Source organism: Mycobacterium kansasii ATCC 12478, from assembly GCF_000157895.3.
Taxonomy (GTDB): Bacteria; Actinomycetota; Actinomycetes; order Mycobacteriales; family Mycobacteriaceae; genus Mycobacterium; species Mycobacterium kansasii.
In genome coordinates, this window is record NC_022663.1 from 106,218 (window position 1) to 131,492 (window position 25,275).

Genomic DNA, 25,275 nt, shown 5'->3' on the forward strand with positions numbered 1-25,275 from the left:
CGAGCGCGGTCCGGTGTTTCACCGTCTATTGATTTCGCACCGCAGGCATTGCCGGCCCCTCCGCGACTGCCCGATCGATCTCGGGGTGCCGCGGAATGGCGTCGGCGTGTGGCGCGTCGCTGTTGGCGTAGGCCCGGCTGAAAACCATGTACGCGATGCCGAGACTGATGATTACCCCCGACATCAGCAACACCACGTAGTTGTCGTACCAGGGCGCCTCGGGTGTCCGCGGCCAGCACACGTTGGTGATCGCCGCGACGCCGTAGAACAGTGCACCGATGTTGACGGGCATTCCCCAGCGGCCCAACCGGTATTTGCCGGACGGCGCCCAGCCCTTCAACCTGGCGCGCAGCGCGGCCAGCACGACCATCTGGAACCCGAGGTAGACCCCGACGGTGCCGAAGCTGATGAGTTTGTTGAGCGGGTGTTCGGAGACGATCGAGCCGATGATCAGCGACGCCGGGACGATGACGGCGGCCAGCAGGGCGTACGGCGGCACGTGTCGCTTGTGATCGAATCGCGCCAGGAGCCGCGAGCCGACGATCATGCCGTCGCGGCCGTAGGAATAGATGAGGCGGCTGGCCGCGGCCTGCAGGCTCAAGGCGCACGAGACGAACGAGATCAACACGATACCGAGCACGATCCGCGACCCGATGTCGCCGAAGGCGCTGGCGAGAACGGTCGAGATCGGATTGGTGTCCTCCCCGCGGATCACCGCGCCGAAGTCGGTGACCGACAGGATCAGGCTCAGGCAGACGAACGTTGACGCGGCCCCGCCGATGTAGATGGTGCGCCGCATCGCCTTCGGTATCTGTATGCCGGGATTGCGAACCTCCTCGGCAACGTCGCCACACGCCTCGAACCCGAAGAATTGGTAGAGACCGATGAGGCCGGCGGCCAGAAACGCGTAGAGGAAGCTGTGGTCGCCTTCGGCGCCGAAGCTGTGAAAGAGCACCCCGAGCCCGTGGTGGCGGTGCATGACCAGTAGCCAGACGCCGACCACCAGGGCGCCGATGAGCTCGGCGGAGAAGCCGAAGATGGCGAAGTAACCCAGAATCTTGGTCCCGGTCAGGTTGATCAGGGTCGCCACCGCCAGCACGGCCAGTCCGCAATAGATCTTGGCTTCAACGGTCGGCGCGAAGCCGAACATGGCCGCCACATACGGGCCGGCGCCGAACGCTGCGTCCGCGATGAGCGCCAACAGGCAGAACATGTAGACCCAGCCGGTCATCCAAGCCCATTTGCGGCCCCACAACCGTCGCGCCCAGGGATAGACACCACCGGCCACCGGGAATTGCGCCACCACTTCACTGAACACCAGCGCGACCAGCATCTGCCCGGCGCCGACGATCAGCAGACTCCAGATCATCGGCGGACCGGCGGTGGCCAGCGCGAACGCGAACACCGTGTAGATGCCGACCACGGGCGACAGGTAGGTGAAGCCGAGCGAGAAATTGGCCCACGGGCTCATGTCTCGCCGGAACTCCGACTGGAACCCCAACGCCTTGAGCTGGGCCAGGTCCTCGTCGTCTTCCGGCCTGTTACCGGATGTCGTGGCGGTGTTATCCGCATGGACGTTCGGGCGGTCCGCGCCGTTGTGCGCGGCATGAGTGACTCGGGCGGTTACGTCGAGAGCCACATCGCTGTCCAAACTTCGCTCCCCAGCCAGTGGCCTTGTGAAAAACATCTGCACGGACTCCCCATCATCGATATGCCAAACCGGTTGTGCTGCTGCGGTTCCTGCCGCTCGGATCGCGACAAGCGACAGGCTGTGCTACTTGTCCCTCGCCTCCTTGATCAATGTCGCGGCGGTGCGCTTGAGCACGTCGCGCTGCCGCGACACGTCGGCGAGTGCTTTGCGCAGCTGGTTGAGCTCATCGCGGTCGCTGACCGCGGCATCCTCGTCGGCCTTGGCGCCCGGCGTGACCCACCGGGCCGCGGGGTCCTCGCGCAGGCCCGACTCGCCAAGGGCCGGGATCACCCGGTGACGTGAGCCGGCCCGAGGACGCGTCTGGTCGCCGCGCGGTGCGTTGACCACGCTGGCCACCGGGCCCATCGGGGGCATGCCGTAGAAGCCACCGGGCGAAGCAGCGGCGACCTGCGGCAGTCCGTCGAGGCCGGCGGTCGGCAATGCGCTGGCGGTGAGCCGGATAGCCGGGGACCCGGCCCAAGACTGCGGGACCGACAGTTTGCCGACCGACATCGCTTGGCTCAGGCCGGCCGCCGCCCCGGCACCCGCTCCCGAGCCGTGGGAATCGACCAGCGTGGAGCCCAGCCCGCCCGCCAGTCCGTCGCCGGCCAGCGGAGATACGTCAGACGCCGTGGTCGCGGTCAGCGAATCGATCAGTGGATTCCAGGCCACGGCGATCGCCGGTGCAAGGGTCAGGCAAAGCCCGGAGGCGTCGAAGTTCAGTCCCTCGGAGAGGATCTGATAGCCCGCTGTCGATCCGCTCAGGGAGTTGAACGTCTGGATCGGATAACTGTTGAAGAAACCCAGCAGCAGATTCGATCCGGGAAACGTTCCCGACGACAGACTTTGCAGTACGTCGGGCACGCTCGAAAGCGCCGACTGGGTGCCGGCGCCGGTCCCGGCGGCGGCTGCCTGGCTGACCGCGGTGGACTGAGCGGCGGTTCCGGCCGGGTTCGTGTCCTGCTTGGGTGCGGAGAACGGCGTCAACCTGGTTGCCGCCGCCGACGCGCCGGCATAGCCGTACATCGCCGCGGCATCCTGGGCCCACATCTCTGAGTACTGCGCTTCGGTGGCGGCGATCGCCGGCGCATTCTGTCCCAGAATGTTGGTGGCCACCAGCGACGCCAACAACGCCCTGTTGACCTCGATCGCCGGCGGGGGCACCGTGGCCGCAAATGCCGCTTCGTAGGCGGCCACCGCGGATCCCAGCTGACTCGCGGTCTGTTGCGCCCGGGCGGCGGTGGCAGTCATCCAGAGCACATATGGGGCCACCGCCGCGGCCATCGCGCCCGATGACGGACCCAGCCACGGCCCGCCGGTCAGCTCTGCGACCACCTCCCGATAGAAGCTTGCCGCCGTCCCCAACTCTGCCGCCAACGCCTGCCACGTTGCGGCAGCCGTGACCAGTGACGTCGCGCCCGGGCCCGCATACATGCGGGCAGAATTGACCTCCGGCGGCAGCCCGCCAAAATCCATGAGGCTGATCACAAGATCGCCTCCTTGATCAAGCGGGCTGCCGCATCGCGCTCCATCGCGACTTCGGCGATCTCCTTGCGCAACTTGTCGAGCTCATCGCGCTCGCGTTCGCTCAACGTGCTGGCCACCTGGGAGATGCTGCGTTGGGCCTGCGCCGATCGGCCCGGGAGCTGCTCGTCGGCGCCCTGCCCAGTAGCCCACGGTGGGAGCACCTTGCTACGCGAGGCGGCTCGGGGGCGGGTCTGGTCGCCGCGCGGCGCGTTGACAACGCTGCCCACCGGCGGAATGCCGCCGTAGAACCCTCCCGGTCCGGCTGTCTCGACCCCAGGTATGCCGTCGAGGCCGGCGATAGGTGACGTGGAGGCGGCCAGCCGGATCGCCGGGGACGTAGTCCATGATGTCGGCACCGACAACTTGCCGACCGAGGCCGCCTCGCCCAAGCCCGCCGATACCCCGGCACCGCCCAGGCCGACCGGAAGTGACCCGCCCGTCGCCGGGCCGTACGAACCCAGCAGCGCTCCCAGGCCGGCATCAGGGGCCACCTCGGCCGCGGCCGCTGCTTCCGCGGGTAGTGCCAGCCCGTAAAGACCGCCCAAGAGGGGAGTGATGCCCGAAGCCGTGAACAAGAACCCGCTGAGGACCAGCGTCCAGTTCCCCACATTCATGGCGAACGTATTGACGTCGGTGCCCAACTGCGTACCGAGGAAGTTTTCCAGCAGCGCGACCGGATCGAACGATCCTCCGCCCAACGCGAGGCTTTGCAGCGCGTTGGGCACCGCCGCCAGCTGCGACAGCGGGGACAGCATCGACTGGGTGCTCGGGCCGGCCGCGGCGGCGGCGACCTGCGAGACCGCGGCGGCTTGAGTGGCCATACCGCCCGGATTGCTGGTCGTTGGAGGTTGGTTGAAGGGTGTCAACGTGGTGGCCGCCGCGGAGGCACCGGCGTAGCCGTACATCGCCGCCGCGTCCTGAGCCCACATCTCGGTGTATTGCGCCTCGGTGGCCATGATCGCGGGGGTGTTCTGCCCCAGGATGTTGGTGGCCACCAGTGCCGCCAACAAGGCCCGATTCACCTCGATCTCCGGGGGTGGCACGGTGGCCGTGAACGCAGCTTCGTAGGCCGCTATGGCCGATTTGAGCTGACCCGCGGTCTGGTGCGCCTGCGCGGCCGTAACGGCCATCCACGACACGTACGGCGCCACCGCGGCAACCATGGATCTCGACGACGGGCCCACCCACGGCCCATCCGTCAACTCCGACACCACCGCCCGATACGACGCCACCGTCGAATTCAGCTCTGCCGCCAACCCGTCCCAGGCGACGGCGGCTGCCACCAAGGGCCCCGACCCCGGGCCCGCGTACATCCGACCGGAGTTGACCTCCGGCGGCAACACCGAGAAATCCAACGCCAAAGCCCCCTCGCACCTGACCGGGCACCAGACCAAACATTCGCGGCTGCAACACTTTTCGGATGCCGCGTTGGTGCTCGGTTTCGAGCGCCGTAGTTGGCGCACGAATAGTGGCCCCCACGGCGTCCAATTCGGTCCGACTCGCCGGGCCGTGGGTAATGATGAACGCTGTCCCTGTAGCCGCACTGGCTAATTGCTGACAATTTGCTGAAAATGCGATGTTCGACCTCGATGTGACCCGTCGTCCGTCAAGTCGGCACAACAGTTCGAAACCACCCGCGCAGGCCTGAGGCCGGACCGATGGAACACAGCGGCCAGCGGATAAGAAACTTTGGCAAGCCAGCCGTGGTTGGCATCAAACCTGTTGTAATACAAGATCTTATGGTTCGAGATGAATTCTGACCGCTGCGATCGATCAGCCGATCGGCCCCATCGGGAAGTGGGTTAACGCGGTCCGCACTCGGAGGCATCGGAGGCGCCGTGTGGCAACGACGCGCCCAGCAGATCACGTTCGGCGACGATGCCATAATAAGTTTGCTATGTGTTAAATAGGCGAACTTGAATAACAATCCGGGGGATTGTGGTTAGCAGTGACCGGTTACGTCGGTGCGTCAGCTGAGTGACACTGACCGATTCGACGGCTTAACGTCGTCCAGCGGCACCGAACCGTAGATTTTCTCGGGGCGACAGGGCCGGTGGCGCACGGGTTGTCGCGCGCCTGCAGCTCGCGCGCAGGTCGGTGCGCGCGAGACGGGCTCGGCAGTAGACGTTCATCGGCTGATCCTGCGAGGCTGAGTCAATCGGCGAAGGGCCCCCACGCGTGCCGCTCGAGGGTGGCCGGCTTCTTGCCCAGCTTTCCGGCTCGCACCATGACGGCCAGGCTGTCCAGGATGACCCGGCTGCTCATCAGCGCGGTCTGCTCGGCCCAGTCGTAGGGCGGCGAGCACTCCACCACCTCGATGCCGTTCAGCCCGGGTTCGGAGATCAGCCGGATCAGGTTGAGGGCTTCACGCGGCAATAGCCCGCCGGGCTCGGGCCAGCCGGTGCCGGGCACGAACCCGGCATCGATGACGTCGATGTCGAACGACAGATACACCGCCTTGGCGTCTTTCCACGCCGTTTCGAGCGCTATCTCGGCGACCTTTTCGATCCCGACGCGTTCGACGTCTCCGACCGTGATGACCGTGCTACCGCGCTGGCGGCCCACCTGGACGCCGGCGCGCGGCGCCTGCCATCCACCGATGCCGATCTGCACCAGGTTGGTGGCCGGGGCGTTCTTGATGTTGGTGGCGTGGAACCACGGCGTGGTGTGCATCCGCTCGTCCAGATCGGTTTCCTGGGTGTCGACGTGCCGGTCGAAGTGGATGATGCCCACGTTGCCGTCCAGGTAGGGGGCCAGGCCCCGCACCGTCGGGAAGCCAATCGAGTGGTCGCCACCGAGGACCACCGGGAACACGCCGTTGGAGACCACATGGGCCATGGCCTGGCTGATCTGGTCGAACGACTTCTCGATGTTGGCGGGAATGGTGACCACGTCGCCGATGTCGACGATGTTGAGCTGTTCGCGCAGGTCGACGCCCAATTCGTAACAGTACGTGCCGAACAGGTTGGTCGAGCGGCGGATTCCCATCGGCCCGAATCGGGTGCCCGGACGGTAGGTGGTGCCGGCATCCAGCGGCGCCCCGAAGACGGCCACCTCGGCGTCGGCGACGTCGTTCACGTCCTCGAGAAACGGCGCCTTGAGGAATGTTCCGCGTTCCCCGGCGAAGTGGGGGAGTTCACCACGGGCAAAGGTCGACAGCGTCCGGTCGTTGATCGTGGGGGCGGCTTCGAGCCCGTGGGCGATACAGCGATCGATCTCTTCGCGGTGGCGGCGGGTCGGCAACTCGGCTTCGGCCTGCTGTGCCCACTGCCCTTCCCGATTGGGGATGTCGGCTTGGCCGGCGAACGGATTTGTCATCACGGTGTCCTCTCGTCCAGAAGCAGCTCAAGGCGGGAGGATGCGCCGGCGACCGGCAATATGCGAAAGGCGAGTCCACAGGACCGTTTTGGTGTGCCGGCGCGCCACATTTCCCGCACTCACCGTCTTGTCGCTCTCCGGGTACGGCGAACTCGTCCGGGCGGCCCTTTCGGCGCGCCGCACTTCACCGTACCTACCCGGCCGGCCGCCGCGACGGACTTCAAGCTGAAAGAGAGCTGTGAATGTGGCTCCCGCGCGCGACATGGCTGGGCCCATGGCAGGATCGGAGGCCATGCGTCTGACGCCGCATGAGCAAGAGCGACTTCTGTTGTCCTACGCCGCCGAGCTGGCCCGCCGCCGTCGGGGCCGCGGTTTGCGCCTCAATCACCCCGAAGCCGTCGCAGTGATCACCGACCACATCCTGGAGGGCGCGCGGGACGGCCGCACCGTCGCCGAGCTGATGGCGAGTGGATGCGATGTGCTGAGCCGCGACGACGTGATGGAGGGAGTACCGGAGATGATCCAGGATGTGCAAGTGGAGGCAACTTTCCCGGATGGCACCAAGTTGGTCACCGTCCATCACCCGATCGCATGATTCCCGGCGAAATCCTTTACGGCACCGGCGACATCGACATCAACGCTGGTGCGCAGCGACTGGAGATGCAGGTTATCAACACCGGCGACCGTCCGGTCCAGGTCGGCAGTCACGTCCATCTTCCGCAGGCCAACGCGGCGCTGTCGTTCGATCGCGCGGCGGCCCATGGCCACCGGTTGGACATCCCGGCGGCCACCGCGGTCCGCTTCGAACCGGGCGTCTGCCGGACTGTCCGGCTGGTTCCGCTGCGCGGGCGACGAGAGGTCCACGGGCTGACACTGGATCCCCCGGGAAGGCTCGACGCTTCATGATGCGGTTGACCCGGGAGCGCTACGCGCAACTGTACGGTCCTACCACCGGTGACCGGATCAGACTGGCCGACACCGATCTGCTGGTCGAAATCAGCGAAGACCGCTGCGGTGGGCCGGGACTGGCCGGCGACGAGGCAGTGTTCGGTGGCGGCAAGGTGTTGCGCGAGTCGATGGGCCAGGGCCGCGCGACCCGGGCCGAGGGCGCACCCGACACCGTCATCACCGGTGCGGTGATTATCGACTATTGGGGAATCATCAAGGCCGACATCGGGATTCGTGATGGCCGCGTTGTCGCGATCGGCAAGGCAGGCAATCCCGACACCATGTCGGGTGTCCATCCGGATCTGGTCGTCGGACCCTCCACCGAGGTCATCGGCGGCAACGGGCGCATTCTTACCGCCGGCGCCATCGACTGTCACGTGCACTTGATCTGCCCGCAGCTGATACCCGTAGCGCTCGGCGCCGGCGTCACCACCATCATCGGCGGCGGAACCGGGCCGGCCGAAGGCACTAAGGCCACTACTGTCACCCCCGGGGCATGGCATTTGGCCCGGATGCTGGAATCACTGGATTGCTGGCCGGTGAACTTCGCCCTGCTCGGCAAGGGAAACACCGTCAGCCACGAGGGGCTGTGGGAGCAATTGCGCGGGGGCGCATCGGGTTTCAAATTGCATGAGGACTGGGGATCCACCCCCGCGGCCATCGACACCTGCCTGACCGTTGCCGATGCCGCCGGGGTGCAGGTGGCGCTGCACACCGACACCCTCAACGAGATGGGATTCGTCGAAAACACCATTGCCGCCATTGCCGGCCGTTCGATCCACACCTACCACACCGAGGGCGCCGGCGGCGGCCACGCACCCGACATCATGAGAGTGGCCGGGCAGCCGAATGTGCTGCCCAGTTCCACCAATCCGACTCGTCCGCACACGGTGAACACGCTCGACGAGCACCTGGACATGCTGATGGTCTGCCATCATCTCAATCCCTCGGTGCCCGAAGACCTGGCCTTTGCCGAAAGCAGGATCCGCCCGTCCACCATGGCCGCCGAAGATCTGCTGCACGACATGGGGGCGATCTCGATGATCGGCAGCGACTCCCAGGCCATGGGCCGCATCGGCGAGGTGGTGCTGCGCACCTGGCAGACCGCCCACGTGATGAAACGCCGTCGGGGCACGCTGCCCGGTGATGGCCGGGCCGACAACAACCGGGCACGTCGCTACGTCGCGAAGTACACCATCTGCCCGGCGGTCGCGCACGGCATGGACCACGAGATCGGCTCGATCGAGGTGGGCAAGCTCGCCGATCTGGTGCTATGGGAGCCGGCATTTTTCGGGGTGCGCCCGGACCTGGTGCTCAAGGGCGGTGCGATCGCCTGGGCGGCTATGGGCGACGCCAACGCGTCCATACCCACGCCCCAACCGGTGCTGCCAAGACCGATGTTCGGCGCCGCCCCGGCCACTGCGGCGGCCACTTCGGTGCACTTCGTGGCGCCGGCATCGATCGATGCGGGATTGGCCGATCGGCTCGCAATCAACCGGCGGCTGGTTCCGGTGGCCGATGTACGCGCCGTGGGCAAGGCCGATTTGCCGCTCAACGACGCACTGCCCATCATCGAGGTCGATCCCGACACCTTCACCGTGCGTATCGACGGGCAGGTGTGGCAGGAGCAGCCAGCCACGGAACTTCCCATGACGCAACGGTATTTCTTATTCTAGTGGCCTCTAGTGACCATCCAGTGACCCTCCAGTGACCCTCCGGTGACCTCGCTTGCTGTGCTCCTCGCCCTAGCCGATTCGCGGCTACCCACCGGATCGCACGTGCACTCCGGTGGCATCGAAGAGGCCGTCACCAGCGGCCTGGTGACCGATCTGGTCACCTTGGAGGCGTTTCTGACACGACGGATCCGCAGCCACGGACTGGTCACGGCGTCGATAGCGGCGGCGGTGCACCGGGGCGAGCTGATGCCGGCCGACGCCGATCACGAAACCGACGCCCGCACACCGGCTCCCGCGGCCAGAGAGGCTTCCCGCAGCCAGGGTCGGGGGCTGGCTCGGTTGGCCCGGACCGTGTGGCCCGAAGCCGGCTGGGACGATCTCGGCCTGCGGCCGCATCTGGCGGTGGCCGCGGGACGCGTAGGGGCTGTCAGCGGGCTGCCCCCGGAACACAATGCGCTGCACATCGTCTACACCACCATGACAGGTTCGGCCACCGCTGCCCAGCGACTGCTGGCGCTGGATCCCGCCGACGTCGCAGTTCTTACCTTCCGGCTGTCGCAACTGTGCGAACACACCGCCGCCGAGGCCACCGCCGGACTGGCCGACTTGTCCGATCCGTTGCTCGACACGCTGGCCCAACGTCATGCCGAACGCGAGCGACCCTTGTTCGCCTCCTGAAAGGTAAACCATGCCAACGCATTCCCACTCACACGCCCACAGCCACCGGCCACGACGGGTCCGACAGCCGGGGGAGCCGTTGCGCATCGGCATCGGCGGCCCGGTGGGCTCCGGCAAGACCGCGCTCGTGGCGGCGCTGTGCCGGCAGTTACGTGACGAGCTGTCCCTGGCCGTGCTGACCAACGACATCTACACCACCGAGGACGCCGACTTCTTGCGCAGGCACGCGGTGCTGCCCGATGACCGGATTGCGGCCGTGCAGACCGGCGGCTGCCCGCACACCGCGATTCGCGACGACATCACCGCGAATCTGGATGCAATCGACGACTTGATCGCCGCTCACGACCCGCTCGACCTGATCCTGGTCGAGTCCGGGGGCGACAACCTCACCGCCACCTTTTCTTCGGGACTAGTGGATGTGCAGATCTTCGTCGTCGACGTAGCCGGCGGCGATAAGGTGCCGCGCAAGGGCGGGCCGGGGGTCACCTACTCGGATCTGTTGGTAGTCAACAAGACTGACCTGGCCCCGCTGGTGGGCGCCGACCTGCAGGTCATGTCCCGCGACGCCGACGCGGTGCGCGCCGGCCGGCCGACGGTGCTGCAGTCGTTGACCGAGGACCCGGCCGCCACCGCGGTGCTGGCCTGGGTTCGTGCCCAACTGGCAGCGGCTGATGCACTCTGAGATCCTGCTGGTCGCAGCCCGGAACCGCCTGCCGCGCATCCAATCCCGCGGTGGGATCACGGCTCGTTGCACCGCGCGCGACACCGTATACCTAGTGTCGGCGGCGGCAAACCCGCTCGGTGGCGACATCGTCGACATCCGGGTGGTCGTCGAACAGGGTGCTCGGCTGCGGCTACGCAGCGCAGCCGGCACGGTGGCGTTGCCCGGTGCCGAAACACCGGTGTCCCAAGCCCATTGGGATATCGAGGTGACCGGCAACCTGGATGTGGATCTGGAGCCGACGGTTGTAGCCGCCGCGGCCCGGCACCTGTCGACCGTTGCCCTGCGGCTGCACGAAGGGTGCGAGATCCGCTTCCGCGAACGCGTTCAGATCGGTAGGTACGGTGAAAGCGAAGGGTTTTGGATGGGCTCGCTGCGGGCCGACCGAAACGGCCTTCCGATGCTGCGACACCGGGTGGAATTGGGCGCCGGATCGCTGGCCGATGACGTGATCGCGGCGCCTCGGGCCACCATCAATGAGCTGCGTTATCCCGCAACGTTATTCAGTGACGGCATGCCTAGCACGTCGACTATCTTGACGTTGGCCGACGGTGGCACGTTGATTACCTGGCAGGGTGACCGGTTACCGGTCAGCTTGCCCGCCGAGCCGCCGGGCGGTGCGCCTCGGCCGCCAGTACCGCCAGCTGCTCGAGACGGGTGCGCGCGAATGCCTGCTGCTCGGTGATGGTCAGCTGGCCCCGCCGAGTGCTCAGGAAGGTCACCGTCCAGGACAGCAGCGTACTGACCTTGGTCTTGAACCCAACCAGGTAGACCAAGTGCAACACCAGCCAGGCGAACCAGGCGATGAGGCCGCTGAACTCCACCGGACCGACCTTGGCCACCGCGGAAAACCGCGACACCGTGGCCATGGACCCCTTGTCGAAGTACTGGAAGGGTTCACGCTGAGTCGGGTCGGCCCCGGCGAGTTCGGCTTTGATCGTGCCGGCGGCGTACTTGGCACCCTGGATCGCGCCCTGCGCCACCCCGGGAACACCCTCGACCGCCGCCATGTCGCCGATGACGAACACGTTGGGGTGTCCGGGGATCGTCAGATCCGGCAGCACCTTGACCCGGCCGGCGCGGTCGAGTTCGACCGACGACTGCTCGGCGAGATCGTGGCCCAGCGCACTTGCCGAGACCCCGGCGGACCACACCTTGCACTGCGACTCGATGCGCCGGATGGTGCCGTCGGAGTCTTTGACGGTGATGCCGTTGCGGTCTACGTCGGTGACCATGGCACCCAGCTGGATCTCCACGCCCATCTTTTCCAGCCGGGCGGCCGCGCGCTGACCGAGCTTTTCGCCGAATGGCGGCAACACGGCCGGGGCGGCGTCGAGCAGGATCACCCGCGCCCTGGTCGAATCGATGTGCCGGAACGAGCCCTTCAAAGTGTGGCTGGCCAATTCAGCGATCTGCCCGGCCATTTCGACGCCGGTGGGGCCGGCGCCGATGACGGTGAACGTCAGCAGCTTGGCCCGTCGTTCCGGATCGCGGGACCGTTCGGCCTGTTCGAACGCGCTCAAAATCCGTCCCCGCACCTCGAGCGCATCATCGATGGATTTCATGCCCGGCGCGAACTCGGCGAAGTGGTCGTTGCCGAAGTAGGACTGCCCGGCCCCGGCGGCGACGATCAGGCTGTCGTACGGGGTTTCGTAGGTGTGGCCGAGCAGGTCGGACACGACGAACTGACCGGCCAGATCGATATGCGTGACGTCACCCAGCAGCACCTGCACGTTGCGCTGCCGGCGCAGCACGACGCGAGTCGGCGGGGCGATGTCGCCTTCCGACACGATGCCCGTCGCGACTTGATAAAGCAGCGGCTGGAACAGGTGGTGAGTGGTACGGGCGATCAACTTGATGTCGACATCGGCACGCTTGAGCTTCTTTGCCGCGTTGAGGCCGCCGAATCCAGATCCGATGATGACGACTCGATGCCTACGACGTGTTTCAGCTGTGGGATCTGGCTGGGGGCTCATGCTCCGCTACTCCTGAGGGGTCTCCTTGACCGGCCAACGGCAGTTAGCTACTACGGTAGCCAAGCCGGGCGCTGAATACCCAGGTGCGAGCGTGTGTAATCAACCACACCCGCAGCTGCGGGGCTATAGGCCGAGCAGCGGGCGCAGCATTTCGGCGGCTGTGGTGATCAGGCCGGGGCTGTATCCGTGCGCGGACAGGTTGATGATCAGACCATCGACGCCGGTGTCGAGCACCTTGGCTTGGACCTGGTCGGCGATCTGCGCCGGGCTGCCGATCACCATGCGTCGGCTCGTCTCCGCCGGCATCTGGTCCGGCTTGGCCTTCTCGTCGATCATCACGGTCAACATCAGACTGGTCTCCAGTGTGGCGGGGTCTCGGCCGGCTTCCTCGCAACGAGCCGCGACGGCGGCCATTTTGCGGGGCAATTCGTCAAGGGCCGCGACGATGTTGAGATGATCGGCGTAGCTGGCGGCGATTGCGAACGTCTTCTTTTCGCCGCCACCGCCGATCAGGATCGGGATGCGGTCACGGTAACGCGGCTCGGCCACGGCCGATTCGGTCGTATACCACTTTCCCGAGAGGGTCGGGCGCTCACCCTTGATCATCGGATCGAGAATCTGCAACGACTCTTCGAGCCGCTCAAATCGGTCGGTGAAGGTGCCGAACTCGAATCCGAACTGGCGGTGCTCGAGTTCAAACCAGCCGGCGCCGATGCCCAGAATCGCCCGGCCGGCACTGACCACGTCGAGCGTCGTGATGATCTTGCCGAGCAAAGCCGGGTTGCGGTAGGTGTTGCCGGTCACCAGCGTGCCCAGTTGCAGCCGCTCGGTCGCGGTGGCCAGCGCGCCCAGGGCCGTGTAGGCCTCCAACATCGGCTGGTCGGGCGTGCCGAGCATGGGCAGCTGATAGAAGTGGTCCATCAGGAACAGCGAGTCGTAGCCGGCAGCTTCGGCCTCGCGCGCCTGTGCGATGACCGACGGGAACAGCTTTTCGACGCCGGTGCCGTAGGAGAAGTTGGGGATCTGGAAGCCGAGCCTGATAGCCACGGCATCTACCGTAGCGATCGGCGTGGGTAACCCGACGGACTCAGGCGAAGTGCGCCAGCGCGCCGTGGCTCACGTGCAATGTCTGGCCGGTGATGTGGCGTGCCGCGGGGGTGGTCAAAAACAGCGCCAACCGGGCGATTTCGGCCGCAACAGGAGCGGGTGTGCGGGAAAGACCCTCGTATCCGGGCTGGACGCTACGGCCGCACGCGACAGCGTTGACGGTGATGCCGCGGGTGCCGTAAACCTCCGCCTGTCCCGCGACCCAATTGGAGAGGGCGGCCTTGACCGCTGCGTCGGCACTGCCGGCAGGCGGGTTTTCCGCCACCACACCGATGATGGAGCCACCGGAACGCAAATGGTCACCCACACATTGCACCGTCAGTACCGCCGAGAGCACCGTCGCATCGAGGGCGTTGCGCCATGCGGCGGCGGTGTCCGACAGCGAGTAGGTCCGCGGATCACCGGCATCCCAGGACGGGGCCGGCACGTTGACGATGGTGTCCAGGTGATGGGGAAACAAGCTGCGGACCTCGCTGAGGCTCGCGGGGTTGGTGGTGTCGCAGGCAATGGCGTCCACCTCGAGTTCCTTGGCGACAACCTCCAGCTCGTCGCGTCGGGCACCGACCAGCGTCACCTTGTGACCGTCGTCGCGAAAACCCTCGGCGACCGTACGCCCCAGATCCGTGTCCCCGCCGGTGACCAGCACCTCCACTGCCATGACCTCCTCGTGTTCACCATTGAACCCAGACCCTGGAAGTTCACCCGCCACAGGAGCCTTGCCTGGATCTCGGCATGTTATGGCCGCAATCCCGGTACATGTTACTGGACAGTAGCTATTCGGCGAAACTCCGCGCCGCGGCGACGCGCAGACGAATTTCCTCACTGTTGCGGCCTGTTCGGCAGTGCTTTGGCCGGCCGTGGGTGATGCGGTCCGGCTGCTACGTTTGACCAATGCGCCGGATCGGGACGCGGGGCAGTTTGGTATCGACGCTGCTTATCTGGGGGCTGGTCGCGAGCGTGGCGGCGTGCGGTTCGGCCGCACCGCCGTCGGGCACCCGATCGATCGTGGTGTTCGCGGCCGCGTCACTGAAGCCCGCATTCACCCAAATCAGCGAGCAGTTCACGAAAGACAACCCTGGCGCTGGAGTCGACTTCGATTTCGCGGGCTCCTCCGAGCTGGCAACTCAGCTGACCCAGGGCGCGACGGCCGACGTGTTCGCCTCGGCGGACACCGCCCAGATGGACACCGTCGCCAGGGCCGGGTTGGTGGCCGCAGATCCGGCCAATTTTGCGTCGAACACGCTGGTCATCGTCACGGCGCCGGGAAATCCGAAGCGGATCGGATCATTCGCCGACCTGGCCGGGCCGGGACTCAGCGTGGTGGTCTGCCAGCAGCCGGTGCCTTGTGGATCGGCTACCCGGCGCATCGAGGACTCCACCGGGATCCAGCTGCGGCCGGTCAGCGAAGAACTCAGCGTGACCGACGTTCTCAACAAGGTCGCGACCGGACAGGCCGATGCCGGGCTGGTCTATGTCACCGACGCAATGAATGCCGGCGACAAAGTGGCGACAGTCAAATTTCCCGAGGCCGGTGGCGCGGTGAATGTGTATCCCATCGTGGTGCTGAGAAAGGCGCCCCAGCCTGAGCTGGCGCGGAAGTTCGTGGCCCTGGTGACGGCCGAGACAGGGCGGCAGATCCTGGATCGGTCGGGGTTTGCCAAGCCCTGACGAGCTGCTGTGCGCCGGCCCGCCGATCTGCCCCGCTGGGTTTACCTTCCCGCCGCGGCGGGGACGGTCTTCGTGGTATTGCCACTGATTGCGATTGCCCTCAAGGTCGATTGGCCCAACTTCTGGTCGATGATCGCCAGCGCCTCCTCAAAGACAGCACTGGTCCTGAGCCTCAAGACCGCCGCGGCCAGCACGATGCTGTGCGTTCTGCTGGGGGTGCCGATGGCGCTGGTGCTGGCCCGCAGCCGGGCGCGGCTGGTGCGGTTGCTGCGGCCGCTGATCCTGCTGCCCCTCGTGCTGCCGCCGGTGGTGGGGGGCATCGCGCTGCTTTACGCATTCGGCCGGCTCGGCTTGATCGGGCACTACCTGGAGGCGGCCGGCATCAGGATCGCGTTCAGCACGACGGCTGTGGTGCTGGCGCAGACCTTCGTCTCGCTGCCGTTCCTGGTGATATCACTGGAGGGCGCGGCCCGCACAGCGGGAGCCGACTACGAGGTTGTCGCGGCCACACTCGGAGCCCGGCCGAGCACGATCTGGTGGCGGGTCACCCTGCCACTGTTGCTACCCGGCATGGTGTCCGGAGCCGTGCTGGCATTCGCCCGGTCGCTGGGGGAGTTCGGCGCAACCTTGACGTTTGCCGGTTCCCGGCAAGGAGTCACCCGCACCCTTCCGCTGGAGATCTACCTGCAGCGGGTCAACGATCCGGACGCTGCGGTGGCATTGTCGCTACTTCTGGTAGCGGTGGCGGCGCTGGTCGTACTGGGTCTGGGTACCCGACGGCTGACCGTGACGGACACCAGGTGACGGGCGGGTGAACCGGCCCTGAGCTTGCCGTGGGAACCGTTTCGGCCGCCTAGCGTAGGGCGTGCAATCCGGCAATTGCGCTGCCGAAAATCGATCATCGCCCCTAAAACGACTGCTACCCAAAAGAATTGAAATCCTCACGCGGTTTTTCCTGACGGCGGGCGCACGCTTCGAATTTGAGCATGGGCGGCATGACCGATTCGGTTGCTTCGAGACCTCGACGCCGCAACTGAACTTTGAAACGCACGTGGTATCGGCGATGGCGAATTGCGGGTGCAACGCGGTAACAAGATCTACGATCTTGGCCATGTCGGTAGAGGTTGGTCAGGTATTCGCCGGATACACAATCCTGCGGGAGCTGGGTACGGGCGGGATGGGCCGAGTGTATTTGGCGAGGCATCCGCGTTTGCCGCGCGACGAAGCCCTGAAGATATTGCCAGAGGAATTGACTGGTGATCCCGAGTATCGCGCCCGATTTGAGCGTGAGGCTGACCTGGCGGCCGGCTTGAATCATCCGCACATTGTCAGGATTCATGACCGCGGTGAGTTTCAGGACCGCCTCTGGATCTCGATGGAGTATGTGGACGGTACGGATGTGGCCCGGCTGTTGTTGGAGCAATTCCCGGGCGGGATGCCGCTGGATGCGGCGGCGCCGATCATCACCGCGGTCGGCTCGGCGCTCGATTATGCGCATCATCGCGGGTTATTCCACCGCGACGTCAAACCGGCAAACATCTTGTTGACCGCACCCGATGGGGGGCAGGCGCGGCGGGTGTTTCTGGCTGATTTCGGACTTGCGCGGCGTATCGACGACGCGACCGGACTGACGGCGACCGGCGCGACCGTGGGCACCGTGGCCTACCTGGCGCCCGAGCAGTTGACGGGTGATCCGGTCGACGGCCGGGCAGACCAATATGCATTGGCCTGCACTGCATTTAACCTCCTGACCGGTGTACCGCCATATGGTGATTCCAACCCGACGGTGGTGATCAGCCAACACATCAACGCCCCGCCGCCCCCGATCGGTGCCTACCGCAGCGAGTTGGCCGCGCTGAATTCGGTGTTCGCCAAGGCGATGGCCAAGAATCCCGCCGACCGTTTTGGCAGCTGCGCGGAGTTTGCCGCCCAACTGAGCCAGCAGCTGAATCCGGGATTCGCATACGCCGGTGAGATTCCTCTGCGAGCCGACACTGCAGACACCCAACCCGCGATTGATCGCACGGTGCCCGCTCTTCCTCGTACACCCGCGGGCCGCAAGCGATTGGGCCAGCGCCCGGGCCTTCTCATCGGCGCCCTGGTGAGCATCCTGTTGCTGATCGCCGGTGGTGTCTTCGCGGTCGTAAAGCTGACGCAGTCCCACAAGCCTGGCACCACCGCGCGAAACGCCCCGAGTAGTACCACGACGACGGTAGCCAACACCGGTCCCTTCACCGGCGTCTACCGGGCCGACTTCGGCAAGGGCGCTACCTTCGCCGATGCCCCGATTCCAGGCGTACCACCGTCGACCGACACTTACGCCGTCCGCTCGGTATGCGGGACCGCCGGGTGCGCGGCGACGGCGTCGCACCTCAGCGGCGAAACCACATTCGCCCCGGCGATGGTGTTCGACGAGGTCGGCGGACGCTGGCTGGGTGTGGCCATCGGGCTAGACAAGTGCCAAGGCGCTCCCGCCGAAATCTGGGAAGTGTTCACCCTGCAACCGGGTCCGGGCGGAGCCTTCACCGGCGAATTTACCGCCACGACCAGCAATAATTGCGTGGGCAAGCACACCGTGACCTTCACCCGCACCGGCGACGTCGACCTCAACAGCCTTCCCGACCCGGCCGCCCTGCCGCCGCGGGTGGTGTCGCCAGCCGAGGCGCTGCGTGGCAGCTACCACGAGAAGCGAACCTTCAGGATCGGACGCATCACGCAGGAGACCGACTACGCGGTAACTACCCACTGTCTACGTACCGGCGACCGGTGCATGAGTTTCTTCCACGCGCCATCGGGTGCGGTGGAACCGTTGGTGTTCGGTGACGGCAACTGGGCCTTGAACACCGAGTCCGACACCGTGTGCCCGGGCAGAAACACCCCGATGCATGTGAAAAAGACTGGCCAGTACCCGCTGCCTCAACCACCACAGGATCCGATCGCATTGCTCAGCGGGCAGGGTAAACAGGAACAGACCCAGTCCTGTTCAGTCAATGTAGATTTCGACGAAACATTCACGCGCACCGGCGATTAGAGACAACACCCGGCCTGCTCTCCGAAGTGCGAAGCGCCGAAAACGCAACGTTGCCAGTCCCGGGTCCGGCGAGCGACAGCCGTGGCCGGCGACGGCGATGGCCCAGAATGTGCGGTTGGGCCGAGTTGCCGCACCTACGATTTGGCCATGGCGCTTGAGGTCGGCCAGGTGTTCGCCGGATACACGATCCTGCGGGTACTGGGCGCGGGCGGAATGGGTCACGTGTATCTGGCGGCGCACCCGCGCCTGCCGCGCGAAGATGCGCTCAAGGTGTTGCCCGCGGAGTTGACCGATGATCCTCAGTATCGGGCGCGGTTTATGCGTGAGGCTGAGTTGGCGGCCGTCTTGTCTCATCCGCACATCGTGGGGATTCACGACCGCGGTGAATACCACAGTCATCTGTGGATCTCGATGGAATATGTGGCCGGCACCGACGCGGGACGTCTGTTACGTGAGCACTGCCCTGCCGGGATGCCGGTCGATGAGGCGCTGTCGATCATCACCGCGGTCGCCTCGGCGCTGGATTACGCGCATCATCGTGGGTTACTGCACCGCGATGTCAAGCCGGCCAACATCTTGTTGACCGGACCCGACGGAGGGCCGGGACGGGTCTTCTTAGCTGATTTCGGCATCGCACGGCGCATCGATGACGCAGCCGGGTTGACCCGGACCAACATGGCGGTGGGCACAGTGGCCTACGCGTCGCCCGAGCAGCTGATGGGTAAACCGATCGACGGGCGTGCCGATCAATATTCGTTGGCCTGCACCGCTTTTCAGCTGCTAACCGGGGCGCCGCCGTATGGCGGTTCCAACCTCGCGGTGGTGATCGGCCAACATGTCAGCGCCGCACCGCCCTCGATCGGCGCCTACCATCCGGAGTTGACCGGGCTCGATCCGGTGTTCACCACCGCATTGGCCAAGGAGCCGGCAAAGCGGTTCAGCAGCTGTGGGGAATTTGCCGACCAACTGAGCCGGCACCTCGACGGCGCTTCCAGACTCATTCAAGCCGGTGTTGACGCGCCGTCCGCGGCGCCGGCTCGGCAGCGCCGGGCGGCGCGCCCCGGCGTCTTGATAAGCACGCTGCTGGGCCTCGCATTGTTGGTTGCTGGTGGCGTATTTGCCGGCGCAAAGCTCACTCGGGATCGCAATCCCGTCGCGACGGCGGGTCCCCTCAGCGGTATCTTTCGGAGCGACTTCGGTGCAATCACCGGACCCGACACTGCCCCGGACCCGGCTGATGCGGCGACACTGACGGCCACGTACGGGCTCCGCTCGGTGTGTCGCTCCACCAAGTGCGTGGCGACGGCGTCACGCCTTAGCGGCGCACCCGTGACGGCACCGACGCTGGTGTTCGACCAGGTGGGCGGGCGATGGGTGGCCGTGGTCCTCGGCTCAGATCAATGCCGAGGCGCCGCAGCCGAATTCTGGCAGGTGGTCACGCTGCAACCACGTCCCGACGGCACTCTCATCGGCGAATACACCGCGATCTCCGGCGGTGCCTGTGCCGACAAACGAACGGTGACGTTCACCCGAACCGGAGAGCTAGACGTCAACAGCCTCCCCGACCCGGCCGGTCAACCACCCCGGCTGGCGTCGCCGGCCGAGGCGCTGCGCGGCCGATATCAGCTCACGCGAACGTTCAACGACGGGACGCCGCAACGCCAGTCATATCTCACTGTCCGTACCGACTGCCTACGCAGCGGCGATCGGTGTATCAGCTACTTTCACGGGCCGACGGGCGGCCTACCCCTGGTATTTAGCGGCGGCAACTGGACCGTGGACGTCGAGGACGACAGCACGTGCGCGGCATCGGGCGACACTTCGCGGGTGAAAATCACCGCACGGTATTCGCTGCCGCAACCAGCCCAGGATCCCATCAGGCTGCTCACCGGACACGGTCACCAGCAACAAACCGGCTCGTGCGCAATCGACGCGGATTTCGATGAAACGTTCAAGCGCGCCGGGGATTGACGAACGCGAATTCCGAGTGCCGCTGAACAGCCACGCTCTACGATTTGGCAATGTCGCTCGAGGTTGGTCAGGTGTTCGCCGGGTACACGGTCCTGCGGGTGCTGGGCGCGGGCGGGATGGGCCGAGTGTATTTGGCGAGACATCCGCGGTTGCCGCGCGAGGATGCGCTCAAGGTATTGCCGTCGGATTTGACTACCGACGCAGAGTATCGAGCGCGGTTCTTGCGTGAGGCTGACCTGGCGGCCGGTTTGTCGCATCCGCATATCGTGAGAATTCACGATCGCGGCGAAGAAGACGGCCACCTTTGGATCTCGATGGATTACGTGGCCGGCATTGACCTCGGCCGGCTGTTGCAAGACAGCTATCCGGGCGGGATGCCCCTCGACGAGGTGGTGCCGATCATTACCGCGGTCGCCTCGGCCTTGGATTATTCGCATCATCGTGGGCTGTTGCACCGTGACGTCAAGCCGGCCAATATCTTGTTGGCCGAACCCGACGGGCAGGCACCGCGGGTTTTCCTGGCCGATTTCGGCATCGCCCGGCCCATCGAGGACGCGACACGGTTGACCGCGACCGACATGATGGTCGGCACTGCGGCCTACGCGGCACCGGAGCAGTTGAAGGGTGCGAGCGTCGACGGGTGTGCCGATCAATATGCCTTGGCCTGCACCGCATTTCAGCTTCTGACCGGCATGCCGCCCTATGCGGGTTCCAATTCCGCGGTGGTGATCACCAAGCATCTCAGCGCGCCATCGCCCTCGATCGGGGCCTACCACCCTCTGTTGGCCGGGCTGGACCCGGTTTTTGCCAAGGCGTTGGCCAAAGACCCATCTCACCGGTTCAGCAGCTGCGGGGAGTTTGCCGAGCACTTGGGCCGGCAGCTGGGCCCGGGTCTCTCGTCGGCTGTTGCGATTCCATTCCCGGACACCCAGCCCGAGATCGACGTAACTGCGCCCGCGAGAACCGCGCCGGCACGACCCACCGGGAGGGCGGTGCGACGGCATCCCGGTTTCCTGATCGGCGCAGTCGCGAGCATCGTGTTGCTCGTCGCCGGTGGGATCTTCGCGATCGTGAAGCTCACCCGGCATCACCAAACGGCCGGTGCACCCCATAGCGCCTCCACGCCAACCAATCCCGCGCCCGCGGCCGCCAACACCGGGCCGTTCACCGGTGTCTACCGAGTCCAGTTCGGCCCGGTCACCAAACTCGCCGAAGCCCCGGCGCCCGGCGCAATGCAGTCAACGGATACCTACGCCATCCGCTCCATGTGCGGGTCGGCCGGGTGCGTGGCGACCGCGACCCGCTTGAGCGGAGAAGTCCGGCTCGCGCCGAGCACGGTATTCGACGAAGTCGGCGGCCGATGGGTGGCCGTAACCATCGGATCAGCAAAGTGTCGAGATTCGGCGTCCCGGATGTGGGAGGTGTTCACGCTACAACCCGGACCCAACGGCACGTTCACCGGCGAATATCGCGGTGCTGCAAGCAATTCCTGCGCCGAGAAGCGAACCGTAACCTTCACCCGCACCGGAGACGTCGACGTCAACAGCCTCCCCGACCCGGCCGCTCTGCCGGCACGAGTCGTGTCGCCGGCCGAGGCGCTGCACGGCCGCTACCACATCACGCGAAACTTCAGCACGACAATGCCGCAACAGCAGCAAGACGAGACCGTCACCACCGACTGCCTGCGCAGCGGCGATCAGTGCATGAGCTATTTCTACTCCCCAACAAGCGACACGCCGCTGGTCTTCAGCGACGGCAACTGGATTTTGGACCTCGAACACGAAGAAAACGTTCCGGGCTGCATCAGCCTCTACGTGAAAACCACCGGACAGTATCCGCTGCCGCAACCAATGCAGGACCCGATCACACGGCTCACCGGCCACGGCCGCCATCAACAGTCCGGGTCGTGCGCAGTCAGCGTCGATTTTGACGAAACGCTAACGCGCACCGGAGACTAACCTCAGGGCCGTTGGTTGCCGGTGCCCACCGTTCGACTTGTCGAGTATCGCCGGTGAGGCATGAGTCTGGTGACGATACCCCGGCCGGGAATGTCGCTAGGGCGGTGATCAGCCAGCCATCCGCAGCCGGCACGGCAATCTGGGCAAGACCGGTCGACATCCCGGAATTGAAATCGTCGCCTAAGGTGTGATCCATGCCTGGCAGCTGGCTGGTTGACGGTGCTCGCAGTGTCAGTTCCGGGAGTCGGCGGTTAGCACGGACCTGACACGAGGTAGCCGGCCATGAGCGGGTTGCAACTTCGCGCGGTCGTGACGGACCGCGGTCTGGACGTGGAGTTCGTCGTCTCGGCGGGAGAGGTGCTGGCGATACTCGGCCCCAACGGCGCCGGCAAATCCACCGCACTTCATGTCATTGCCGGGCTGGTTCGCCCTGACATGGGTCTGGTGCGTGTCGGAGCCCGGGTGTTGACCGACACCGCGGCCGGGATCGAGGTGGCCACACACGACCGCCGGGTGGGGCTGCTCCTGCAGGAACCGCTGCTGTTTCCGCACCTGAGCGTGGCCGCCAACGTGGTCTTCGGACCGTTCAGCCGTCGCGGGATGTTCCGGTTCGGTCATTCCCGGCGCAGGGAGTCGGCGCTGCGCTGGTTGAGTGAGGTGGAGGCCGCGCAATTCGCTGACCGCAAGCCGCGGCAGCTATCCGGGGGTCAGGCCCAGCGGGTGGCCATTGCGCGTGCACTGGCGGCGGAACCTGATGTACTGCTGCTCGACGAGCCGCTGACCGGACTGGATGTGACCGCGGCCGCGGCGATACGGGCGGTGTTGCGGGGCGTGGTTGCCGACACCGGCTGCGCCGTGGTTCTGATAACCCACGACCTGCTGGATGTGTTTGCGCTGGCTGATCGGGTGATGGTGATCGAGTCCGGGAAGATCTCCGAGATCGGTCCGGTGGCCGAGGTGCTTGCCACGCCCCGGAGCCATTTCGGGGCCCGCATCGCGGGCATCAACCTGGTCAGCGGGACCATCGGCGCCGACGGCGCACTGCACAGCTCGAGCGGCGCCGTTTGGCATGGGATCGCGGCACAAGATCTCACCGGTGGCCGCGACGCCGTCGCGGTGTTCGCGCCGACAGCGGTAGCCGTGCACCTGGAACGGCCGCATGGCAGCCCCCGCAACACCGTCGAAGTGACCGTGACGGAGTTGCAGACCCGCGGCTCCGGGGTCCTGGTGCGCGGTCCGGATCAGCCCGACGGCGCCCCCGGGCTGGCCGCCAGCATCACCGCCGATGCCGCGGCGGAGCTGCGGCTGACGCCTGGGACGCGCGTGTGGTACAGCATCAAGGCGCATGAAGTGGCGCTGCACCCGGCTGCTCGCCGATGAGCCGATAGGAGCTGCCGATCACGAACGGTGCCGACACCGGCAGGCCATCCTTGCTTCATGACGGCAACACGGTAGGTTCGTCGCCATGCATCAGGTGGACTCCAACACGAGCCGTCGCAACGGACTGTGGGCAACGCTGGCGATCGCCACCGTAAGCAGCGTCGGCGCGCTCACCATCGCGCTGCCGGCGACCTCCAACGCCGACCCGGAGCCGGTACCCGCGCCGGCCACCACGACAGCGGTCGCGCCCCCCTCGACCACCGCGGCGTCGCCCGCGCCCGCACCAGCGACGCCGCCACCGGGAACCACCAGCACGCCTGCGGCGCAGCCGGCCGATCCGAATGCGGCACCGCCGCCGGCCGACCCCAACGCACCGCCCCCACCCGTTGCCGACCCCAATGCACCGCCCCCACCCGTTGTCGACCCCAATGCACCGCCAATACCTGTTGCCGACCCGAATGCACCGGAACCCGCCCGGATCACCAATGCCGTCGGCGGATTCAGCTTCATCCTGCCCCCGGGCTGGGTGGAGTCAGACGCTTCCCATCTCGATTACGGGTCGGCGCTGCTCAGCAAGGCAACCGGGGAGCCACCTATGCCCGGGCAGGCACCGCCGGTCGCCAACGACACTCGTATCGTGATGGGCCGGCTGGACCAACGGCTTTACGCCAGCGCCGAAACCACCAATCCCAAGGCCGCGGTCCGGTTGGGCTCGGACATGGGTGAGTTCTTTATGCCGTACCCAGGCACCCGAATCAACCAGGAAACGGTTCCGCTCAACGCCAACGGGGTGTCCGGAAGCGCGTCGTATTACGAAGTCAAATTCAGCGATCCGGCAAAGCCGAACGGCCAGATCTGGACCGGGGTGATCGGTACGCCTGCGGGGACGACGCCCAATGCCGGGCCTCCGCAGCGCTGGTTCGTGGTGTGGCTGGGGACTTCGAACAACCCGGTGGACAAGGGCGCGGCAAAGGCTCTCGCCGAGTCGATCCGTCCCTGGACACCCCCGCCGGCGCCCGCGCCCGCTCCGGCTCCGGGCGAGCCGGCGCCGGAGCCGGGTGCGCCCGCGCCCGCACCGGTTCAGGCTCCGGCCGCGGGAGTGACGCCGACCCTCTCCCCGACACCGCGGCGGACCCAACCGGCGTAACCGGCAGTCGCGAAGCGCATATCCGCCTCGCTTGGCCGGATGTCGCGAAGTCGACCATTCCCATCGCCGCGCGAACCGGGTATACCGAGATTACGGTCCAGCAGTCGAGTTGGGCTCTGCCGGTGATGAGCCGATGATGAGCCGATGATCAGCCGATGATGACAAGGAGATCCCGATGGGTGTCATGGCAGCAACCGAGTTTCTGGCCCGTTCGACGACGCTGACCAGCGTCGGCTGGATCGGCTATATCATCATCGGCGCCATCGCGGGCTGGATCGCGGGCAAGATCGTCAAAGGATCGGGATCCGGCATCTTGATGAACATCGTCATCGGCATCGTAGGAGCGCTGGTCGGCGGCTTCCTGCTGAGTTTCTTCGTCGATACGGCAGCAGGCGGCTGGTGGTTCACCCTGTTCACCGCAATTCTGGGCTCGGTGATCCTGCTCTGGCTAGTCGGCATGGTGCAGAAGCGTTAACAGC

General features: G+C 66.0%; 20 protein-coding genes, 1 pseudogene and 1 riboswitch. Of the genes and pseudogenes, 14 read left to right on the top strand and 7 right to left on the bottom strand.

The window, feature by feature from the left end:
- Positions 1–25: 25 nt before the first annotated feature.
- From MKAN_RS00435 to MKAN_RS00455, 4 genes are all read right to left on the bottom strand, one after another.
- Positions 26–1,651: an APC family permease gene (locus MKAN_RS00435; RefSeq protein WP_225722821.1), complete on the bottom strand. Its 1,626-nt coding sequence runs from the start codon at positions 1,649–1,651 to the stop codon at positions 26–28.
- A 123-nt stretch (positions 1,652–1,774) separates the two neighbouring features.
- The gene (locus MKAN_RS32420; protein WP_063476912.1) at positions 1,775–3,166 is read right to left on the bottom strand and encodes a PPE family protein; all 1,392 of its coding nucleotides are present in this window, start codon (positions 3,164–3,166) and stop codon (positions 1,775–1,777) included.
- 8 nt (positions 3,167–3,174) lie between these two features.
- Entirely contained in the window at positions 3,175–4,578 is a 1,404-nt protein-coding gene (locus MKAN_RS32425) for a PPE family protein (RefSeq protein ID WP_023364092.1), read from the bottom strand.
- A 793-nt stretch (positions 4,579–5,371) separates the two neighbouring features.
- Entirely contained in the window at positions 5,372–6,535 is a 1,164-nt protein-coding gene (locus tag MKAN_RS00455) for an agmatinase family protein (RefSeq protein WP_023364094.1), read from the bottom strand.
- A 116-nt stretch (positions 6,536–6,651) separates the two neighbouring features.
- A riboswitch (guanidine-III (ykkC-III) riboswitch) is annotated at positions 6,652–6,714 on the bottom strand.
- 113 nt (positions 6,715–6,827) lie between these two features.
- On the opposite strand from MKAN_RS00455, the gene MKAN_RS00460 reads away from it, so the two are divergent.
- The 6 genes and pseudogenes from MKAN_RS00460 to MKAN_RS00485 all read left to right on the top strand — a co-directional run.
- Positions 6,828–7,130, top strand: a complete 303-nt coding sequence (locus MKAN_RS00460) for an urease subunit gamma (RefSeq protein WP_023364096.1) — start codon at positions 6,828–6,830, stop codon at positions 7,128–7,130.
- The gene (locus tag MKAN_RS00465; protein WP_023364098.1) at positions 7,127–7,441 is read left to right on the top strand and encodes an urease subunit beta; all 315 of its coding nucleotides are present in this window, start codon (positions 7,127–7,129) and stop codon (positions 7,439–7,441) included. The genes MKAN_RS00460 and MKAN_RS00465 overlap by 4 nt, the downstream gene beginning before the upstream one ends.
- A complete protein-coding gene (locus tag MKAN_RS00470) occupies positions 7,438–9,159 on the top strand; it encodes an urease subunit alpha (RefSeq protein ID WP_023364100.1) in 1,722 nt (573 codons plus the stop codon). The genes MKAN_RS00465 and MKAN_RS00470 overlap by 4 nt, the downstream gene beginning before the upstream one ends.
- 42 nt (positions 9,160–9,201) lie before the next feature.
- Complete coding sequence (locus MKAN_RS00475) at positions 9,202–9,837, top strand: urease accessory protein UreF (protein ID WP_023364102.1); 636 nt, start codon at positions 9,202–9,204, stop codon at positions 9,835–9,837.
- Positions 9,838–9,847: 10 nt separating this feature from the next.
- Positions 9,848–10,519 (top strand): urease accessory protein UreG, encoded by a 672-nt coding sequence (gene ureG / locus MKAN_RS00480; protein WP_023364104.1) that lies wholly within the window; start codon positions 9,848–9,850, stop codon positions 10,517–10,519.
- A pseudogene (locus MKAN_RS00485) lies at positions 10,509–11,147 on the top strand (urease accessory protein UreD); the annotation flags it as partial. The gene ureG and the pseudogene MKAN_RS00485, both read left to right, overlap by 11 nt.
- Position 11,148: 1 nt before the next feature.
- Here MKAN_RS00485 and MKAN_RS00490 read toward each other — a convergent pair.
- The 3 genes from MKAN_RS00490 to MKAN_RS00500 all read right to left on the bottom strand — a co-directional run bounded on the left by MKAN_RS00490 (position 11,149) and on the right by MKAN_RS00500 (position 14,299).
- Positions 11,149–12,534, bottom strand: coding sequence for an NAD(P)/FAD-dependent oxidoreductase (locus tag MKAN_RS00490; RefSeq protein ID WP_023364108.1), 1,386 nt, complete (start codon positions 12,532–12,534; stop codon positions 11,149–11,151).
- Positions 12,535–12,657: 123 nt separating this feature from the next.
- Positions 12,658–13,581 carry an LLM class F420-dependent oxidoreductase gene (locus tag MKAN_RS00495; RefSeq protein WP_023364110.1) on the bottom strand — a complete coding sequence of 308 codons (924 nt, stop codon included), beginning with the start codon at positions 13,579–13,581 and terminating at the stop codon, positions 12,658–12,660.
- 40 nt (positions 13,582–13,621) lie between these two features.
- Positions 13,622–14,299 carry an SDR family oxidoreductase gene (locus MKAN_RS00500; RefSeq protein ID WP_023364112.1) on the bottom strand — a complete coding sequence of 226 codons (678 nt, stop codon included), beginning with the start codon at positions 14,297–14,299 and terminating at the stop codon, positions 13,622–13,624.
- 233 nt (positions 14,300–14,532) lie between these two features.
- On the opposite strand from MKAN_RS00500, the gene modA reads away from it, so the two are divergent.
- The 8 genes from modA (at position 14,533) to MKAN_RS00540 (ending at position 25,271) form a co-directional block, all read left to right on the top strand.
- Positions 14,533–15,309, top strand: a complete 777-nt coding sequence (gene modA / locus MKAN_RS00505; protein WP_023364114.1) for a molybdate ABC transporter substrate-binding protein — start codon at positions 14,533–14,535, stop codon at positions 15,307–15,309.
- A 9-nt stretch (positions 15,310–15,318) separates the two neighbouring features.
- A complete protein-coding gene (locus tag MKAN_RS00510) occupies positions 15,319–16,113 on the top strand; it encodes an ABC transporter permease (RefSeq protein WP_023364116.1) in 795 nt (264 codons plus the stop codon).
- A gap of 307 nt (positions 16,114–16,420) precedes the next feature.
- Positions 16,421–18,340 carry a serine/threonine-protein kinase gene (locus tag MKAN_RS32430; RefSeq protein ID WP_023364118.1) on the top strand — a complete coding sequence of 640 codons (1,920 nt, stop codon included), beginning with the start codon at positions 16,421–16,423 and terminating at the stop codon, positions 18,338–18,340.
- Between the two features lie 147 nt (positions 18,341–18,487).
- Positions 18,488–20,311 carry a serine/threonine-protein kinase gene (locus MKAN_RS32435; RefSeq protein ID WP_023364121.1) on the top strand — a complete coding sequence of 608 codons (1,824 nt, stop codon included), beginning with the start codon at positions 18,488–18,490 and terminating at the stop codon, positions 20,309–20,311.
- Between the two features lie 50 nt (positions 20,312–20,361).
- A complete protein-coding gene (locus tag MKAN_RS32440; RefSeq protein ID WP_023364123.1) occupies positions 20,362–22,269 on the top strand; it encodes a serine/threonine-protein kinase in 1,908 nt (635 codons plus the stop codon).
- 282 nt (positions 22,270–22,551) lie between these two features.
- Positions 22,552–23,649: a sulfate/molybdate ABC transporter ATP-binding protein gene (locus tag MKAN_RS00530; protein WP_023364125.1), complete on the top strand. Its 1,098-nt coding sequence runs from the start codon at positions 22,552–22,554 to the stop codon at positions 23,647–23,649.
- Between the two features lie 85 nt (positions 23,650–23,734).
- Positions 23,735–24,796: an alanine and proline-rich secreted protein Apa gene (locus tag MKAN_RS00535; protein ID WP_023364127.1), complete on the top strand. Its 1,062-nt coding sequence runs from the start codon at positions 23,735–23,737 to the stop codon at positions 24,794–24,796.
- A gap of 175 nt (positions 24,797–24,971) precedes the next feature.
- Positions 24,972–25,271 carry a GlsB/YeaQ/YmgE family stress response membrane protein gene (locus MKAN_RS00540; protein WP_023364129.1) on the top strand — a complete coding sequence of 100 codons (300 nt, stop codon included), beginning with the start codon at positions 24,972–24,974 and terminating at the stop codon, positions 25,269–25,271.
- The last annotated feature ends 4 nt before the right edge of the window (positions 25,272–25,275 follow it).

Coding starts and splice junctions, on each gene's coding strand:
- MKAN_RS00490 (WP_023364108.1), bottom strand. CDS start 12,534: ATGAGCCCCCAGCCAGATCCCACAGCTGAAACACGTCGTAGGCATCGA.
- MKAN_RS00540 (WP_023364129.1), top strand. CDS start 24,972: ATGGGTGTCATGGCAGCAACCGAGTTTCTGGCCCGTTCGACGACGCTG.
- MKAN_RS00470 (WP_023364100.1), top strand. CDS start 7,438: ATGATGCGGTTGACCCGGGAGCGCTACGCGCAACTGTACGGTCCTACC.
- MKAN_RS32430 (WP_023364118.1), top strand. CDS start 16,421: ATGTCGGTAGAGGTTGGTCAGGTATTCGCCGGATACACAATCCTGCGG.
- MKAN_RS32420 (WP_063476912.1), bottom strand. CDS start 3,166: ATGGATTTTGGCGGGCTGCCGCCGGAGGTCAATTCTGCCCGCATGTAT.
- MKAN_RS00465 (WP_023364098.1), top strand. CDS start 7,127: ATGATTCCCGGCGAAATCCTTTACGGCACCGGCGACATCGACATCAAC.
- modA (WP_023364114.1), top strand. CDS start 14,533: ATGCGCCGGATCGGGACGCGGGGCAGTTTGGTATCGACGCTGCTTATC.
- ureG (WP_023364104.1), top strand. CDS start 9,848: ATGCCAACGCATTCCCACTCACACGCCCACAGCCACCGGCCACGACGG.
- MKAN_RS32435 (WP_023364121.1), top strand. CDS start 18,488: ATGGCGCTTGAGGTCGGCCAGGTGTTCGCCGGATACACGATCCTGCGG.
- MKAN_RS00455 (WP_023364094.1), bottom strand. CDS start 6,535: ATGACAAATCCGTTCGCCGGCCAAGCCGACATCCCCAATCGGGAAGGG.
- MKAN_RS00460 (WP_023364096.1), top strand. CDS start 6,828: ATGCGTCTGACGCCGCATGAGCAAGAGCGACTTCTGTTGTCCTACGCC.
- MKAN_RS00530 (WP_023364125.1), top strand. CDS start 22,552: ATGAGCGGGTTGCAACTTCGCGCGGTCGTGACGGACCGCGGTCTGGAC.
- MKAN_RS32440 (WP_023364123.1), top strand. CDS start 20,362: ATGTCGCTCGAGGTTGGTCAGGTGTTCGCCGGGTACACGGTCCTGCGG.
- MKAN_RS00500 (WP_023364112.1), bottom strand. CDS start 14,299: ATGGCAGTGGAGGTGCTGGTCACCGGCGGGGACACGGATCTGGGGCGT.
- MKAN_RS00535 (WP_023364127.1), top strand. CDS start 23,735: ATGCATCAGGTGGACTCCAACACGAGCCGTCGCAACGGACTGTGGGCA.